The organism is Sporosarcina sp. NCCP-2222, assembly GCF_023168145.1.
In the GTDB taxonomy this organism is placed as follows: domain Bacteria; phylum Bacillota; class Bacilli; order Bacillales_A; family Planococcaceae; genus Sporosarcina.
Map to the genome: position 1 here is coordinate 97,653 of NZ_BQYK01000001.1, position 17,752 is coordinate 115,404.

At 47.0% G+C, this 17,752-nt stretch carries 16 protein-coding genes; 2 read left to right on the forward strand and 14 right to left on the reverse strand.

What is annotated here, in order from left to right; genetic code table 11:
- Positions 1-1,291: acyl-CoA carboxylase subunit beta (locus NCCP2222_RS00565; RefSeq protein ID WP_248508599.1), on the reverse strand; the 1,291-nt coding region annotated here is incomplete at its 3' end.
- A gap of 1 nt (position 1,292) precedes the next feature.
- Positions 1,293-1,706: a methylmalonyl-CoA epimerase gene (gene mce / locus NCCP2222_RS00570; RefSeq protein ID WP_248508601.1), complete on the reverse strand. Its 414-nt coding sequence runs from the start codon at positions 1,704-1,706 to the stop codon at positions 1,293-1,295.
- Between the two features lie 114 nt (positions 1,707-1,820).
- On the opposite strand from mce, the gene prli42 reads away from it, so the two are divergent.
- Complete coding sequence (prli42, locus tag NCCP2222_RS00575) at positions 1,821-1,916, forward strand: stressosome-associated protein Prli42 (RefSeq protein WP_207961158.1); 96 nt, start codon at positions 1,821-1,823, stop codon at positions 1,914-1,916.
- A gap of 56 nt (positions 1,917-1,972) precedes the next feature.
- Here prli42 and NCCP2222_RS00580 read toward each other — a convergent pair whose 3' ends face one another.
- Positions 1,973-2,413: a BrxA/BrxB family bacilliredoxin gene (locus tag NCCP2222_RS00580; RefSeq protein ID WP_248508603.1), complete on the reverse strand. Its 441-nt coding sequence runs from the start codon at positions 2,411-2,413 to the stop codon at positions 1,973-1,975.
- A gap of 203 nt (positions 2,414-2,616) precedes the next feature.
- Here NCCP2222_RS00580 and NCCP2222_RS00585 point away from each other — a divergent pair, with 203 nt between their 5' ends.
- Complete coding sequence (locus NCCP2222_RS00585; protein ID WP_248508605.1) at positions 2,617-4,053, forward strand: DUF6612 family protein; 1,437 nt, start codon at positions 2,617-2,619, stop codon at positions 4,051-4,053.
- Between the two features lie 20 nt (positions 4,054-4,073).
- On the opposite strand, the gene meaB is transcribed toward NCCP2222_RS00585, so the two are convergent.
- The 11 genes from meaB to NCCP2222_RS00640 form a co-directional block, all read right to left on the reverse strand.
- On the reverse strand, positions 4,074-5,132 hold the full coding sequence (gene meaB, locus NCCP2222_RS00590) for a methylmalonyl Co-A mutase-associated GTPase MeaB (RefSeq protein ID WP_248509750.1): 1,059 nt from the start codon (positions 5,130-5,132) through the stop codon (positions 4,074-4,076).
- A 29-nt stretch (positions 5,133-5,161) separates the two neighbouring features.
- Positions 5,162-7,321, reverse strand: coding sequence for a methylmalonyl-CoA mutase (gene scpA / locus NCCP2222_RS00595; protein WP_248508632.1), 2,160 nt, complete (start codon positions 7,319-7,321; stop codon positions 5,162-5,164).
- The gene (locus NCCP2222_RS00600) at positions 7,308-8,987 is read right to left on the reverse strand and encodes a methylmalonyl-CoA mutase family protein (RefSeq protein ID WP_248508634.1); all 1,680 of its coding nucleotides are present in this window, start codon (positions 8,985-8,987) and stop codon (positions 7,308-7,310) included. Before NCCP2222_RS00600 ends, scpA begins: the two co-directional genes overlap by 14 nt.
- Positions 8,988-9,205: 218 nt before the next feature.
- Positions 9,206-10,531, reverse strand: coding sequence for a dihydrolipoamide acetyltransferase family protein (locus NCCP2222_RS00605; protein ID WP_248508636.1), 1,326 nt, complete (start codon positions 10,529-10,531; stop codon positions 9,206-9,208).
- Between the two features lie 21 nt (positions 10,532-10,552).
- On the reverse strand, positions 10,553-11,536 hold the full coding sequence (locus tag NCCP2222_RS00610; protein ID WP_248509751.1) for an alpha-ketoacid dehydrogenase subunit beta: 984 nt from the start codon (positions 11,534-11,536) through the stop codon (positions 10,553-10,555).
- Positions 11,536-12,543 (reverse strand): thiamine pyrophosphate-dependent dehydrogenase E1 component subunit alpha, encoded by a 1,008-nt coding sequence (locus tag NCCP2222_RS00615; RefSeq protein ID WP_248508642.1) that lies wholly within the window; start codon positions 12,541-12,543, stop codon positions 11,536-11,538. The genes NCCP2222_RS00610 and NCCP2222_RS00615 overlap by 1 nt, the downstream gene beginning before the upstream one ends.
- Before the next feature lie 54 nt (positions 12,544-12,597).
- Complete coding sequence (gene lpdA / locus NCCP2222_RS00620; protein WP_248508644.1) at positions 12,598-14,025, reverse strand: dihydrolipoyl dehydrogenase; 1,428 nt, start codon at positions 14,023-14,025, stop codon at positions 12,598-12,600.
- A gap of 28 nt (positions 14,026-14,053) precedes the next feature.
- Positions 14,054-15,136, reverse strand: a complete 1,083-nt coding sequence (gene buk / locus NCCP2222_RS00625) for a butyrate kinase (RefSeq protein WP_248508646.1) — start codon at positions 15,134-15,136, stop codon at positions 14,054-14,056.
- 33 nt (positions 15,137-15,169) lie between these two features.
- Positions 15,170-16,264 carry a Leu/Phe/Val dehydrogenase gene (gene bcd / locus NCCP2222_RS00630; protein ID WP_248508648.1) on the reverse strand — a complete coding sequence of 365 codons (1,095 nt, stop codon included), beginning with the start codon at positions 16,262-16,264 and terminating at the stop codon, positions 15,170-15,172.
- Between the two features lie 22 nt (positions 16,265-16,286).
- A complete protein-coding gene (yqiS, locus tag NCCP2222_RS00635; RefSeq protein ID WP_248508650.1) occupies positions 16,287-17,198 on the reverse strand; it encodes a phosphate butyryltransferase in 912 nt (303 codons plus the stop codon).
- A 15-nt stretch (positions 17,199-17,213) separates the two neighbouring features.
- Positions 17,214-17,752: AAA-type ATPase lid domain-containing protein (locus tag NCCP2222_RS00640; protein ID WP_248508651.1), on the reverse strand; the 539-nt coding region annotated here is incomplete at its 5' end.

Here is a 17,752-nt window from a genome sequence, read left to right on the forward strand (position 1 = left end):
TCACAGCGATTTCTGCATTCGGCCATGCATACACAACATCGGCGCCGATTGCTTTGGAGTTCAAAGCGACATAAGCACCGCCGAACGCCTTGCGCAAAATAACTGTAATTTTCGGTACAGTCGCTTCTGAATAGGCATACAAGATTTTCGCTCCGTGACGGATAATACCCCCGTGCTCCTGCTTAATGCCAGGGAAGAAACCGGTCACATCTTCAAACGTAATAATAGGAATGTTGAAAGAATCACAAGTGCGAATAAATCGGGCAATCTTGTCAGATGAGTCGATATCCAGTCCGCCCGCCATCACTTTAGGCTGATTGCAAACAAGTCCCACCGTTTCTCCTTTCATTCGGGCGAAGCCGACGACGGCATTTCGAGCGAATTCCGGCTGAACCTCCAAGAAGGTATTCGGATCAACAACGAGCTCAATGACTTTTCGCACGTCATAAGGGCGAATGGTTTCAAACGGAACGGCATCTGCCAAATCCGCGCGGTAATCGTCCCCTTCTCCAGTCTCCTGAAGGGGCGTTTTCTCCTCATTATTTTGAGGCAAGTAGGACAGCAACCGCCGGACGTCCTGTAGCACGGCCTGTTCATCCGGGCCACGGAAATGGGCATTGCCGCTAATGGAATTATGTACTTTCGAACCGCCCAGATCTTCCGATGTAATCTTCTCGCCTGTAACCGTCTCGATAACTTTCGGTCCCGTAATAAACATCTGGCTTGTCTTATCCGTCATGAAAACAAAATCCGTAATGGCAGGTGAATAAACCGCACCTCCTGCACAAGGCCCCAATATGACCGAGATTTGCGGGATAACCCCTGAATATACCGCGTTCCGGTAGAAGATTTCTCCATAGCCATCCAGCGACACAACACCTTCTTGGATTCGTGCGCCTCCTGAATCATTTAGACCGATGAACGGTGCACCATTCTTTGCTGCCAAGTCCATGACATTAGCAATTTTCATCGCATGCATTTCACCAAGCGCTCCGCCAAACACCGTGAAGTCCTGGGAAAATAAATAAACTGGCCGTCCATCAATCTTACCGTAGCCCGTTACGACACCATCACCTGGGCCAGCCAGTTTGTCCATGCCAAAATCGCGGGTCCGGTGCACGACAAAAGGATTCAATTCTACAAAGGTGCCTTCATCGAGCAGCAGATCGATCCGTTCGCGTGCGGTGAGCTTTCCTTTTTCATGCTGCTTGGCGATGCGATCATCGCCTCCACCTAATTCAATTTCACGTTTTTTATCGTATAATTCATTGATTTTATCGTAGATATCCATATTACTTGTCCCCTTTGCCACTTTTATCACATAGTTCGTACAGAACACCTAAAGAAGATTTGGGATGCATGAAGGCAACTTCTGCACCGCCAGCACCCGGTTTCGGTTCCTCCGACAGCAATTGGACGCCTTTCTCCTTTAATTCGGCCATTCGGCTTCGAATATCGGATACGCCAAACGCCACGTGATGGATGCCTTCTCCCCGCTTGGAAATATATTTGGCGACCGCGCCGTCTTCACCGGTCGGTTCCAATAATTCTATCTTAATGTTGCCTGCATCGAGAAAGGCGACTTTCACCTTCTGGCTCGGCACTTCTTCGATCCCCAGTAATTCCAAACCTAATGTATGTATATAATAGTCCAGCGCCTCGTCCATGCTTCTAACAGCAATTCCGATATGATCGACTTTTTTCATTGTCATTCCTCCCTCTTCCTATTGTAACGTTTCGTGAATAAATCCGCTACATGTTGAGTTCTCCTCCTTTTCTGTTAAAATGGAGGTATAGTACAGTGTAAGGAGACTAGCCCGATGAGTAATAAAAAGGTGCAAAAGATCGTCGTCTACCTAATGATCGCAGCCATGGTGGCTTCAAGTATCTTATTTGGCCTCAGCATGATTTTATAACTTTAAAGAAAAAAGAAGTCCAGCCCGCCATTAATGGCCAGGTTGGACTTCTTTTCTTATACTTCCTCGCAAAATTCCTCAAATTTACTTTGCAAATTCATGACAACAGACATCGGATCATGTCCTTCAATCTCATACCGGCCCACTTCCGCTACCAATTCACCGTCTTTCAACAATGCAAAAGAAGGCGAGGATGGAATGTGATCTTCTCCGAAATGCATCCGGGCTTGTGCCGTTGCATCTTTGTCCTGTCCAGCAAACACCGTCACTAAATAATCTGGACGCTTATCATAATGGATCGCATGCGCGGCAGCCGGACGGGCGATGCCCCCTGCACACCCACAAACGGAGTTCACCATAACGAGTGTCGTGCCTGGACGTTTGAATGCTGCGTCGACTTCTTCAATCGTCTTCAATTGCTCATACCCGCTCGTTTCCATTTCAGACCGTGCTTGGTTCACTATGTCATCCATATAGAAATTAAAATTCATTGTCATGCATCTTTTCCCCTTTCAGCTTATAGGCTTATCATAGCAGTTGCTTTTCTTTCTTGCAAAAGGAGTGTTTGGGTTTGGTGTTAGTGGAGGGAATCAAACATTCCAGTAAAATTTTATAAAAAATTGAAACTTTATTTCAAATCCGTCGTATAAACTAGTATACTTGCAAACTTGCAAGTAAATATTTTTTGGGGGTTAGTTACATGAGAAAGTTGGCAACATGGGCACTCGCGTTCGTTTTCATACTATCGTTCGCATTGCCTCAAAACACGGCATCTGCAGCAAGCAATGTAAAGCTTGTCGTTGATGGCGTTGAAGTGGATGGCTATGAACAAGCGTTCATGTCACATGGAGATGTTTTAATTCCAATTGAAAACCTGTTTACGGAAGCAGGGTACAAAGTGTCTAAGGACAAGTCCGGCAAGCTATCCGTAACGAATACGCGTCTGACTGTTGATTTTAATGCATCAGCGGGTTCAATCGAAGTGAACGGAAAGAAAGCGGATACAACATTCCCACTTACTTTGAAAAACTATGGTAACTATGTTTCAGGAGAGTTTTTATCCACGTTGGAAGGTTTTGAAGTAGAAGTAGCCGAAGACGAACAAACCGTATCAGTTACAACGAACCGTGTAAAAGATCTTGATAAATTCCTTGATAAGATGATGAATGCGGATCTGAAAAGCTATTCGGCAAAAATGAATCTAGATCAGAAAATGGAGTCGTCAGAAGAGCCGAAATCCATGAATATGATCATAGATATGGATATGGATGTCACACAAGAACCAGTTGCTATCCATATGAAACAAAAAATGACTGCTGATATCGATGGTGAGAAAGAAGAAATTACTAGCGAAGCATACATGACGGAAAAAGAATTCTATCAGTATGACGGAAACAAATGGATTAATTATGGCAGTGAAATAGGGCTAGGTCTTGAAGCGGGTGCTACTCTTGATCCAACCGCTCAATTGGAAATGGCTAAGATGTTCATGAAAGGTGTTCACGTTTTCGAATATGATGATGTGTATGTCATGGTTCAAACGTTAACAACAGAAGATTTAAAAGAATTGATGGACGAAGCTCTATCTTTGATCGGTTCTACTCTAGGCGGTTTAGAAATTCCTGCTGTTTCTGAAGAAGCAGTGGAAGTGACTGCAGAAGAGGCAAAAGTAGAAGCGACTGAAGAAGCTGTAACTGTAGAAGAGAATACAGAAACAACTGAACAAAATGAGCCGGTAAAAGAAGATGCAGAAGCATCTGAAACGACTGAAGAAGCAGTAACTGCTGAAGAGAATACAGAAACAACAGAAGAAAACGAACCGGCCACTGAAGAAACTGTTCTAGATGGCGATATTTTGGGTGCACTAGGCATGGAAATCGAGGAAATGTACTTTGTTACAACAATTGACAAGAAGACATTATTCCCTCAAGACATGAAAGGCACTACTAAAATTTCTATGACAATCGACGATGTTACAGTGAAAATTGTACAAACGTTGACAGGTACTATGAGCAACTTTAACGCTGTAAAAGCGATTGTGATTCCTGAAGAAGTGAAAAAGGAAGCGATTTCTTTCGAGGATTACATGAAAGAACTTGAAGCTGAATTAGAAAAGGAATTGCAAGCTGCAGAATAAGGAAGTAAAGCGGAGAAGGGTCAATCCCCTCTCCGCTTTTCCTTTGGCTGAAACAGTTCTTCTACCGCTCCCGCAACAGTCCATTTTCCTTCCAACAAACCTTGCTCCAGCTGGAGTACCTGTTCTTTTCTTCCCGGCTCCGCAAAGAACCGGTCGAGCAGATAATCCTGAATGGTGGCGTGGAACCAATCCTTTGTTTGTTCTTGCCGCCTACGGCTCCAAACTCCGCTCTTTTCCATTTCTGCTTGAAACTGCAGGATGGTCGTCCATACATCATCCAACCCCGTTTCTTTTAGGGAAGACACCGGCATGGCAGTCGTTGTCCAACCAGGGGATGCGGGCTGGAGGAAATGAAGTATTTGACGGTATTCCCGCACTGTTTTCTTGGCGAGCCGTTCATTTTCCCCGTCCGCCTTATGAACAATAATACCGTCCGCCAGTTCCATGATCCCTTTTTTCATTCCTTGCAATTCATCCCCGGCACCTGTTAGGACGAGCAGGAGAAAAAAATCGACCATGCCGCGAACGACTGTCTCACTTTGCCCGACACCGACTGTTTCGATTAATATGACATCATAGCCGGCTGCCTCACATAGTAGCATCGTCTCTCTAGTCTTCTTATGGACGCCGCCCAGCGTGCCGGACGAAGGCGATGGACGAATGAAAGCATTCGGATGCTTCGCCAGCAGCTCCATACGCGTTTTGTCACCGAGTATACTACCGCCAGTGACCGTTGAGCTCGGATCAATTGCCAGCACAGCAACTTTATGGCCAGCCTCTGCCAGCTTCAGTCCGAATGCTTCAATGAACGTACTTTTTCCTGCTCCGGGAACGCCGGTAATGCCGATTCGGATACTGCGTCCTGTTTGTGGAAGCAATTCTTTCAGTAATTCCTGGCCGGCCTGCTTGTCTTCTGCATGCGTGCTTTCCAGCAGTGTTATAGCTTTTGCGAGATGCAGCCGGGAGCCGGATGTGAGCCGTTCCGCCAGTTCCCCCTTTTCCAGCAACCGCTTCTTTTTGACGAACCGTTTTCTTGGACCGGAGACCATGCCGTCATGCACCGACTCGATGCCCCCCATAATATGCAAAGCACCGTCCTTGTTGTCGCTCACTCCATCACTTCCTCGTAACCGAGCTGGCGATAAATATCCTCAATCACTTTCTGTGCCGCGACGGGGATAACAGTTCCCGGACCGAAAATGGCAGAAGCCCCATTGGCACGTAGAAATTCATAATCCTGAGCCGGAATGACGCCGCCGACCACGATAAGAATGTCTTCCCGCCCTACTTTTTTCAATTCATCACGCAGTGCTGGAACGAGTGTTTTATGGCCTGCAGCGAGCGAGCTGACCCCAATAACATGTACGTCGTTTTCAGCCGCTTGGCGGGCTGTCTCTTCCGGAGTCTGGAATAACGGGCCAATATCAACATCGAAGCCGAGGTCCGCAAACGACGATGCGATGACTTTTGCCCCACGATCATGTCCGTCCTGCCCCATTTTGGCAATGAGGATACGAGGACGGCGACCTTCATTCTCCAAAAATTCCTCCGTCATTTCCTTCACTTCTTTGATCTCTTCCTGATTGGAGAAGTTTGAGCTGTAGACACCACTGACGGATCTGATGATTGCTTTATGGCGTCCGGAAACTTTTTCGATGGCATCAGATATTTCACCAATCGTTGCACGCACTCTCGCAGCTTCTACAGACAATGCGAGAAGATTCCCTTCACCTTTTTGCGCTGCTTCAGTCAGGTTTTGCAAGGCACGCGTCACTGCTTCGTCGTCACGTGTCTCTTTCATCTGGTTGATGCGGTCAATCTGCTTTTGGCGGACAAGCGTGTTGTCAATGTCCAAAATATCGATAGGCTCCTCTTTTTCAAGCCGGTATTGATTGACCCCAATAATTGTTTCGGATTTTGAATCAATTTTCGCCTGACGTTTTGCAGCGGCTTCTTCGATCTTCATCTTTGGAAGACCCGTTTCGATCGCCTTCGCCATGCCACCTAAGTCTTCAATTTCTTCTATTAAGCCCCATGCTTTTTCCATCAATTCAGCTGTGAGGGCTTCAACATAATAGGAGCCGCCCCAAGGGTCGATCGTTTTTGTCATAAATGTCTCTTCTTGAAGGAATAACTGCGTATTCCGCGCAATTCGTGCCGAAAAATCCGTCGGCAATGCAATTGCTTCATCCAGCGCATTCGTATGCAAGGATTGCGTATGCCCCATTGCAGCGGCATTTGCCTCGATCAATGTCCGTGTTACATTATTAAATGGGTCTTGTTCCGTTAAGCTCCAGCCAGAAGTCTGAGAATGCGTGCGCAAGGCAAGCGACTTCGGATTTTTCGGTTCGAAGGATTGCATCATTTGCGCCCAAATTCGTCTCGCTGCCCTCATTTTGGCAATTTCCATAAAATAATTCATGCCGATCGCCCAGAAAAACGACAACCTTGGAGCAAACGAATCGATATCGATGCCTGCCGCAAGACCCGTCCGGACATATTCCAAGCCATCCGCAAGTGTATAGGCAAGCTCAATGTCAGCAGTAGCACCCGCTTCTTGCATATGATAGCCGGAAATAGAAATGGAATTAAATTTCGGCATGTTCTTGGATGTATATTCAAAAATATCCGCAATGATCCGCATTGACATGTCTGGCGGGAAAATATACGTGTTCCGGACCATATACTCTTTCAATATGTCATTTTGAATGGTCCCGGCCAGCTGTTCGGGCTTCACACCCTGCTCCTCAGCGGCTACGATATAAAAGGCCATGACGGGCAGGACAGCCCCATTCATCGTCATGGAAACAGACATCTGATCTAGCGGGATGCCATCGAATAGGATTTTCATATCCTCGACCGAATCAATTGCCACCCCAGCTTTCCCGACATCACCAGTGACACGGGGATGGTCGGAATCATAGCCGCGGTGCGTCGCCAAGTCAAAGGCAACCGAGAGACCTTTTTGGCCCATTGCTAAATTGCGGCGATAAAATGCGTTGCTTTCTTCAGCAGTTGAAAATCCGGCGTATTGGCGTACGGTCCAAGGTCTTGACACATACATTGTCGGGTAAGGGCCGCGTGTATTCGGAGCAATTCCAGGCAAATCGTTTAGATGGGATACACCTACTGTGTCGTGTTCCGTATAAAATGGTTTGACTTCGATCCCTTCATTGGTCATGAACGGTTTATGTGCTGGCCCTCCCGTTTCCTTGGCATCCCGCAGGACGCGTGTTACGTCGACCGCTTGATAATTAGGCTTCGCCATTACGCATTCCACCTTTCCATCGTTCCAAAATACTTTGCATTTTTTCGATGCGGTTCTGCTTGGCATGCACAAATCCATTAAGCCCTAACGATTTCCATTTTGCTTCCGCTTGAGCATCATATGCTCCAGCCAAATCCACCAAGATACTCGCTGGCCAGTTCGCAAGCAATGGTTCCATAATTTCTTCTGTTGAATCGGCAGGCGCACAGATAATAACATAGTCCGGCTTTGTCATTTTCACCCACACAAGCGCTTCATGTACATCTGTAAATATTGGACTCCATTCACTTTCGATTCCTCCAGACGCCAGAAAACCGCTGACAAAATCAGCTCGGGGCTTTACAGCTTTCAGCGTCCCGAAATTCAAGAGTGCCGTTTTCGGCTGTTCCTCCTTAAACTGCTCCCGCAACATCTCATATGGCATTGCAAGCCGGTTCCACTTTTTCATGTGCTGGCAATCCTCGAGGTCATCCTTTTGAAGGTCTGCATATACATTTGTCCCTATGAGTGACTGAGTTGTTTGTTCTACTTCTTGCTGACGTTTTATCCAAAGCGACTTTAATTCGCCTGTCGATAAATATGCCTCTGCGCCCCCCATTTCCTCTATTTCAAGGAAGAGTTTCCATGCTCTCTCAACGAGCGTTTCTGTTAAGGATTCAATGAAATACGAACCGGCTGACGGGTCATTCACTTTATTGACATTCGTTTCCTCTTTTAATACCAGTTGTATGTTTTGCGCATACCGCAGTGAATTTGGCGTTGGACCAGACAAGATATTATGCGGATAGACAGTGATAACATCTGCGCCACCTAGAATAGCCGAAAAGGCTTCATTTCCCGCGCGCAATAAATTCACATTCGGATCGATTTTCGAGAACGAGCGCAAGGATGTTTCTGCAATAACCGGAACAGCTACCACCTGTTCTTCATGTGCATCTGCAAACGCTTGCCATAGTATTCGAAATGCACGAAGTTTCGCGATCTCCATAAAGAAATGAGTATCGATCGAAAACTTCACATAAAACGATTCACAAAATGCAGTGAAATCCTCTTGCGCTTCTGCTTGGCCAGCAGCCATGGAAAGGGCAAGCGCCAGTTCCGTCACTGCATCTGCACCGTCATGGTGAGCAAAGGACAAATCAGCACCTCTCGTGCGTAAGCCAGTATAACCGACGGGAAGCGTCCACTGTTCCGCCTGGACAACTCCCTTTACTTTTGATCGAATTTCATGGTTTACAAAATCAAACACTCGTAAGATTGGGTCATCTTTTTCCAACGAAAAGAAAAAGACCGGAAAGTCTACAAGCAATTCAGCGAGGGCATTAAGCTCTTCATCATTCCATTGAACGGCAGGAAAGCCACAGTAGACAACCGCTTCATTCCCTCTTCGCAATGAGCTTTTCAAACGTTCTACAAACTCAGCGCCGTTTTTGGCAAAGGTTGGCTGTGCCACCGTCCACCCCGGCTCTGGCTTCATTGCACGGATGATTTGTGAAGATTTAGCCGGTACAGGTTCCGTATATAGCGGTTGCAAGTCTATGCCTTCCCACGTTTTTGTAATCAATTTTTCAAAAGGCTTGCCTTTCAAAGATTCGGTGGCAAGCTTTTTCCAATCATCGAATTTGGGCGTATCGAATGTTCCGTTTTTCATTGTATGTATGGACATAAGGGCGTTTCCCTCCTAATCGATATCTCTACCATCTTTCTACTAGTGTACCTGACATCTCTTTCCTTTTAAAGCATAAACACATAGGAGCGCGGCTTTCGATTTTCATTAAAAAACGTGACTGCCGTTTTTGATTCAAGTATTCACATGAACTACTTGAAAATCGATCCCTTCATGAAAAATCCCCATGCTTGTATAGCGGCATGGGGATAAAAAAATTAATAAATGGAAGTGTTTTCTTTCGTTACGTTCTCTAATATATCCTTCACACGCGCAAGGAATCTTCCAGCTACAAGACCATCCAGAACACGGTGGTCGAGCGATAGACAAAGATTTACCATATCACGGACACCAATCATGCCGCCTTCCATGACGACTGGCCGTTTTACAATGGATTCCACTTGCAGGATGGCTGCCTGCGGGTAGTTAATGATTCCCATTGATTGGACAGAACCAAATGATCCTGTATTGTTTACCGTAAAAGTTCCGCCCTGCATCTCGTCGGATTTCAATTTACCTGAACGTACTTTCGATGCCAGGTCATTTATTTCACGGCCGATTCCTTTAATCGTCAGCTCGTCTGCATATTTGATGACCGGAACGAACAGTGCATCTTCGGTAGCAACAGCGATTGAAATATTAATGTCCTTTTTCTGGACAATTTTATCGCCTGCCCACATTGCATTCATCATCGGGAACTCTTTCAATGCCTGTGCAACTGCTTTGACAAAGAATGCAAAATACGTGAGGTTGAAGCCTTCCTTCTGTTTGAACTCAGCTTTCAGTGAATCCCGGTAGTTGACCAAGCTCGTTACATCCACCTCGATCATCGTCCAGGCATGGGGTGCTTCGTGTTTTGAACGGAGCATGTTGTTTGCAATGGCGCGGCGTACACCACTGACTGGTATTTCAATATCTCCAGCTGCAACAGGCACCGTTTCCTGCGTACGTGCAGGAGCAGCTTGGCTCATCTGCTTCGCCGGCTCAGCAATAACTTGGGAAGAGCTGGAGGAAGATGAGCTTGAAGATTCAGCTGCAGCAGTAGGAATCTGACCACTTTCGATCAGTTTCATCAAATCTTTTCGGGTGATGCGTCCTTCTTTTCCAGAACCATCGACTAGCGTAAGGTCGATGTCATTCTCCTGTGCCAACCGTAGGACTGCAGGGGAATAGCGGCCAGCCGCCTTCCCTACTTCACGCTTTACAGGGGTAGATGGTTTTTGTGAACCAGCAGCAGCTGGCATCTCTTTTGCTGGCTCTTCTTTTACCGTCTGTGTTTCAGCTGTTTGGGAGGCTTCACCGCCCTCCACTTCTATCGTACAGACGATGACACCCACTTCTACAGTCTCACCTTCTTGAACGATGATTTCTTTGATCGTCCCTTCAAAAGAAGATGGAATTTCTGCTGTCACTTTATCCGTATTTACTTCGGCGAGCGGATCATATTTATTCACTCGATCACCCGGCTTCACAAGCCATTTCTCTATCGTTCCCTCGGTGACACTTTCACCAAGTTTCGGCATTTCGATATTTTCAATAGCCATTTCTGTCAACCTCCTTCCGAATTAAAACTCTGCCAATTCTCTTGCAGCCTTTTCGACTTTATCCGGATTAACCATGAAGAACTTCTCCATTGTCGGCGCATATGGCATTGCTGGAATATCAGGACCGGCAAGTCGTTTAATCGGTGCATCCAGTTCAAAAAGGCAATTTTCGGCAATGATAGCCGATACTTCGCTCATGATGCTGCCTTCCAAATTATCCTCTGTTACAAGCAATACCTTGCCTGTTTTAGATGCCGCTTCAATGATCGCTTCTTTATCCAATGGATAGATTGTACGCAAATCGAGGATATGTGCAGAAATCCCATCCTCCGCCAAACGTTCTGCCGCTTGTAGCGCGAAATGAACACATAGGCCGTATGTGATGATGGTGATATCATCACCTTCCCGTTTCACATCTGCTTTTCCGATCGGAAGGACGTATTCTTCTTCAGGCACTTCCCCTTTGATCAAACGATAGGCACGCTTATGTTCAAAGAATAGAACAGGATCATCATCGCGGATAGCCGCTTTTAGCAATCCTTTCGCATCGTATGGGGTGGAAGGGATGACAATCTTTAATCCCGGCGTACTGGCGAACATGGACTCAACTGATTGAGAATGGTAGAGTGCCCCATGGATTCCTCCGCCGAATGGCGCCCGGATGACGATTGGGCAAGACCAGTCATTATTGGAACGGTATCTAATTTTCGCCGCTTCAGAAACGATTTGGTTGACTGCAGGCATAATGAAATCAGCGAATTGCATTTCGGCGATCGGCCGCATGCCGTACATGGCCGCTCCGATGCCGACTCCAGCGATGGCAGATTCAGCAAGCGGAGTATCCAGCGCACGGTATTCGCCGAACTGATCATACAGACCTGTCGTTGCTTTGAAAACTCCGCCTTTTCGGCCGACGTCCTCACCAAGGACAAATACGTTTTCGTCGCGCTCCATCTCTTCTCTCATTGCTTGGGTGATTGCATCGATATAGGAAAGCACTGCCATCACTCGTCGCCCCCTTCCTCTTTGTAAACATGGCGTAATGCATATTCCGGCTCAGCATACGGAGCTTTTTCCGCATAGTCGGTCGCCTCGTTTACAATAGCTGAAATCCGCTCTTCCAGTTCTTTTTCGGATGCTTCATCTAAGATGCCTGCCTCTTTCAAGTACGCTGAGAACTTAGGAATCGGATCAAGCTTCCGCTCTTTCTCAAGTTCTTCTGCATCCCGATACAGGCGATGATCATCATCCGAGGAGTGGGCAGTCAGGCGGTAGCAGACTGCTTCAATTAAGCTTGGGCCTTCTCCGGACCGGGCACGGTCTGCTGCCTCTTTTACAACTTTAAAGACATCAAGCGGATCTGTTCCGTCTACAGTGACCCCCGGCATTCCATAACCGACTGCACGATCGGAAACGTTCTCACAGGCCAATTGTTTTTCCAGCGGTACAGAAATCGCATATTTATTGTTTTCAACCATAACAATCGTTGGCAATTTATGGACTCCCGCAAAATTCATTCCTTCGTGGAAGTCCCCTTGGTTGGAGGAACCTTCGCCTAAAGTGACGAATGTGACAAAATCCTCTTTTTTCATTTTCGCTGCTAGCGCCACTCCTACTGCATGCGGAAGCTGCGTTGTCACAGGAGAGGAACCGGTAAGAATCCGATTTTTCCGCTGGCCGAAATGACCAGGCATCTGGCGTCCGCCAGAGTTCGGGTCTTCCGCTTTCGCAAAAGCAGAAAGCATGAGTTCCCTTGGCGTCATGCCGAAATGGAGGACAACCCCCATATCACGGTAGTACGGAGCAATCCAATCCTTCTCCTTATTCAAAGCAAATGCAGCACCGACTTGTGCAGCTTCCTGCCCTTGACACGAGATAACAAATGGAATTTTGCCTGCACGGTTCAAAAGCCACATTCTTTCATCTAGGCGACGAGCCATGACCATCGTTTCATACATTTGAAGCACATCTTCATTCGTCAATCCAAGTTCTTCATGACGTGAATGAGCCATTTTCAATTCCCCCTTTTCCAATAGGCCTCCGCTTTTTCCGGAATACCCTGCCAATTACATATGAATCGCTTTGCCGTCGACAGCGAGAGCCGCTTCACCCATCACTTCCGATAGAGACGGATGCGGGTGTACTGTAGAAGCGATCTCCCATGGTGTTGCGTCTAATACCATAGCCAGACCCGCTTCTGAGATTAAATCGGTAACATGAGAGCCAATCATATGAATGCCCAATATATCATCGGTCTTTCGATCCGCAATGATTTTCACAAATCCGTCTGCATTCCCGTTGACGAGCGCTTTTCCGATGGCAGCGAACGGGAATTTGCCGACTTTCACATCATAGCCCTGATCCTTAGCCTGTTTTTCGGTCAACCCTACGCTGGAAGCTTCCGGACTTGAATAAATACATTTAGCGATTTTTGTATAGTCCAGCGGCTCTACCGGCTGCCCTGCAATATGCTCAACAGCCGAAATACCTTCATGGGATGCGACATGAGCCAGTTGCAGACCGCCGATGACGTCTCCAATTGCATAAATATGGCTTTCTTTTGTCTGGAAGGTAGATTTCGTTTGAACAAACCCTTTTTCCAGTTGGATCTCCGTATTCTCAAGGCCAATCCCTTCCACATTCGCCTGTCTGCCAACGGAAACAAGCATCCGCTCTGCGGTGAATTCTTTTGTTTCTCCGTTCATGTCGGCTGAAATGGTAATGGAATCAGCAGTTTTCTTTAATGTATCAGGTAAAACTTTTGCACCGACCGCAAATGAGATACCTTTTTTCGATAGAATTTTTTTCATTTCTTTTGAGATGTCTTCGTCTTCTGTCGGGATGATGCGGTCTGCATATTCGATGACGGTCACGTCTACCCCAAAATCATGGAGCATGGAGGCCCACTCGATACCGATGACACCTCCCCCGACGATTAGAATGGATTTTGGCAATGTTTCCATCGCGAGCGCTCCGTCGGAAGACATGATTTGTTGTTCATCCAGTTCAAGACCCGGCAATGTACGCGGCCGGGATCCTGTCGCGATGATCAAGTTTTTGAGGATCAGCATCTCATTTTCCTCACCGCTGTTCATTTCGACAGAAATGGTTCCCGGCATTGGCGAAAAGATAGATGGGCCGAGCATTCTGCCTGTGCCTTCATACACATCAATTTTACCTTTTTTCATTAGCGACTTGACGCCATTATGCAGCTGATTGACGATTTCATCCTTACGGGCCTGCACACGTGCAAAATTCAAAGAGGTTCCGCTCGTCTCCACTCCAAAATGGGTAGCTTCGTTTTTAGCCAGCTGGTACACTTCTGCACTTTTCAGAAGTGCTTTACTCGGAATGCAGCCTTTATGCAGGCAAGTGCCTCCAAGTGCTCCTTTTTCCACTAGTGCTGTTTTCAGCCCCAATTGCGCTGAACGGATAGCTGCCACGTAGCCGCCCGTTCCTCCGCCAAGTATTACCACGTCATATTCCTGTGCCATTGAACACGGCCTCCTTCATCACTACCCTTCAAGAAGGATAGGTTTTTGCTTGTTCTTCCTGCATCAAAACGCGCAATGCGCCTTCAGCGAGTGCTTGCAGTTCATCTTCACCCGGGAAGACGACTACATCGGATATCCAGTCGACACGATCCGCGATGGATTGGACAAACGCTTTTCCATAAGCAAGCCCGCCTGTCAGGAGGATGGCATCCACTTTTCCGCTCAATACCGCAGCCGCACTGCCGATTTCTTTAGCGACCTGGTAGGCCATTGCCTCATAAATCAATTTTGCCCGATCGTCTCCCGCTTCGATCCGTTTCTCGACCGCCACAGCATCGTTCGTTCCGAGGTAGCCAACAAGTCCTCCCTTGCCGACGAGATTGGCCATCAGCTCTTGCCGGTAATAAGTGCCTGAGTAGCAAAGATCGATCAGATCGCCTGCTGGTACCGTCCCGGCACGTTCCGGGCTAAATGGGCCATCCCCGTGCAAGCCATTATTCACATCGACCACATGGCCGTGTTCATGTACGCCGACTGTAATGCCGCCACCCATATGAGTGACGACCAGGCGGAGTTCATCGTATTTCTTGCCAATTTGCTTTGCGTATCGGCGGGCGACCGCTTTTTGATTCAACGCATGGAAAATCGATTTCCGTTCAATGAGAGCGAAGCCTGAAATCCGGGCGAGAGGCTGAAGCTCATCGACGACTACCGGGTCCACTATGAAAGCTGGAACGTTCAGATCTGTCGCAATTTCGTTCGCCAAAATACCCCCGAGATTCGATGCATGCTGTCCGGAAACCCCTCTGCGTAAATCTTTGAGCATGGAACCATTCACGGAGTAGGTGCCGCCTGCAATCGGTCGCAGCAAGCCTCCTCTTCCGCAAATGGCTGAAAATCCATCAAGATGGAATCCATGTTCTTCGAGAGAGGACACGATCGCCTTTTTCCTAAAATCAAATTGATCGATAATCGAAGGATATCGAGAAAGCTCCTCTGTGGAATGGCGTATTGTACTTTCCATTACTTGTGCATCATTTTCAAATACGCCGATTTTCGTCGATGTGGATCCTGGATTGATAACCAGAATCTGAAAAATGTCTTTCGGCATTTTCAACCCTACCTTCGATTTGAGAACTGTCCATTATTTTTTGCGGCTTAGTACGCTTTTTTCATTTTGCAAAAATTGACTGCGAGACTTCGCGACCCGCGCAATACGCTCTTCCGCGAGACGGTCTGCTGCTACATATGTCGGGATGCTGTCACGCTTGGAGATAGCGAAAATTTGCTCGATTGTATCGTAAATTCCCGCCACACGTTTCAACGCACGCTCTCTATTATAACCAGCCAATTCATCTGCTACATTAATGACGCCGCCTGAGTTAATGACGTAATCCGGTGCATACACGATGCCCATTTCATGGATCATATCTCCGTGTTCCGAATTTTTCAATTGATTGTTTGCAGATCCAGCAATTACTTTTGCTTTCAATTGAGGAATCGTTTCATCGTTAATAACAGCACCGAGAGCACATGGAGCAAAAATATCTGCGTCTTGTGAATAAATTTCATTTGTATCAACTGCTACAGCGCCGAAGGCATCCACGGCACGTTGAACTGCTTCTTTGTTAATATCAGTGACAATTAACTTTGCGCCTTCCTCATGCAAGTATTCGCAAAGTGCATACGCAACGTTTCCAACACCTTGAACGGCCACCGTTTTTCCTTCTAGCGAGTCGCTGCCAAATGCTTCTTTCGCAGCCGCTTTCATCCCTTTGTAAACTCCAAAAGCTGTGACTGGAGATGGATTGCCTGAAGAACCAGCATCGGAAACACCCGTTACATAGTCAGTTTCCAAGTGAATCAAATCCATATCCTCTTCTGTTGTTCCTACATCCTCTGCTGTGATGTAACGGCCATTCAGACCTTCGATAAAACGTCCAAAAGCACGGAACAATTCTGGGTTCTTATCTTTTTTCGGATCACCGATAATGACCGTTTTACCGCCACCGAGATCAAGACCGGCAGCCGCATTTTTGTATGTCATTCCACGAGCGAGGCGAAGCGCATCCTCAATTGCTTCTTCTTCGGATGCATATGTCCACATGCGTGTACCGCCGAGTGCCGGTCCGAGTGTCGTGTCGTGGATTGCAATGATTGCTTTTAGGCCAGATGCTTCGTCTTGACAGATGACAAGTTGTTCATAATCGTATTTCTCCATATATTTGAATAGTTCCATGATAATTCCTCCAGTTATCTATTTAATGTTGTGATACAAGTATTGCTAATGCGAGTGAATATAATTTGCTGTCCATACGATCCGATCGTGAAGTCAGCACGACAGGTGCCTTGGCCCCTTGGATCACTGCCCCCACTTTCGCATTTGCGAAGTACATGAGGGACTTATAGAGAATATTTCCAGCTTCTATACTTGGAACAAGCAGGATATCTGCATTGCCCGCCGTCTCTCCTTCAATCCCTTTATGCTTTGCAGCTTCACGTGATACAGCATTGTCAAGCGCAAGCGGTCCGTCAATGACGCAGCCATCGATCTGCTGTCTGTGATTCATCGCGACAAGGGCGGCTGCATCCAAGGTCGGCTGCATGGCTGGGTTCACTGTCTCAACCGCAGCAAGGGGAGCGACAATCGGCTTGCTGATGCCGCATGCATGCGCGGCCTGAACGGCATTGCGGACAATTTGAGCCTTTTCCGTAAGATCTGGCGCGATATTCATCGCCGCATCCGTCACAAATAAAAGCCGTTCATAACCAGGAACCTCAAAAGCGGCTACGTGGGATAGAATCGTCTCCTTCCGCAAACCGTAATCTCGATTCAATACTTCTTTTAGAATGGTTGCGGTAGGCAAGTTCCCTTTCATGAGAACATCCGCTTGACCACTGGACACCGATTGAACGGCCAGTTTTGCCGCCATTTGCTGATCTGGCGCGTCTTCGATTTCAATGTAGACATTGTCCAAAAGACGTGGATCAACTTTAGCTAGGACCGATCGGATTTCCTCCTTATCACCGAATAAGCGAAACGATGCAAGATTCCTCTCCAATGCCATTTTGACAGCTCCGAGCACATGGGTATCTGCAGCACTAGCGACCGAAACGACTGGCCGGGTTTCTGAAGCGGCTGCTTTATCAATAAGTGAATCGAGTGACGCCATTATTATCACTCCCTATCAAATCAATTTATATTTCTCCAGCTTATAATAAAGGGAACGGAGCGATATGCCTAAACGGTTCGCCGTAAGCGATTTGTTGCCATCATTCTCCTGCATCGCCTTCTCAAGCACAGCTCGTTCATAATCATCCATAATGGAGGCAAGAGTGCTTTTCTCGAGTGATACTTCCTCTTCTATTTTGGCATCATTTGAGAAGAGCGATTTCCGAATGTCCTCCTCCTTAATGGCTGCTGTGCCGGGCTGCATGTAAATCATCGCCCTGCTGAGCACATTCTCTAACTCTCGCACATTGCCCGGCCAATCATATTGAGCAAGCCGCTCCAGTGCTTCGTCTGTAATTAACTCTACATTCATGCCGAATTCCTGATTCAATTTGCCAAGCAGATGATTGGCCACTTCCGGAATATCGCCCTTTCTCGTTCTTAGAGGCGGAATGTGGATCGATAATCGGTTCAGATGATAATAGAGCTCTTCATTAAACTTGCCATCATGCATCGCCTTTTCCAGATTTTTCGTACTGGCGGTGATAATACGGG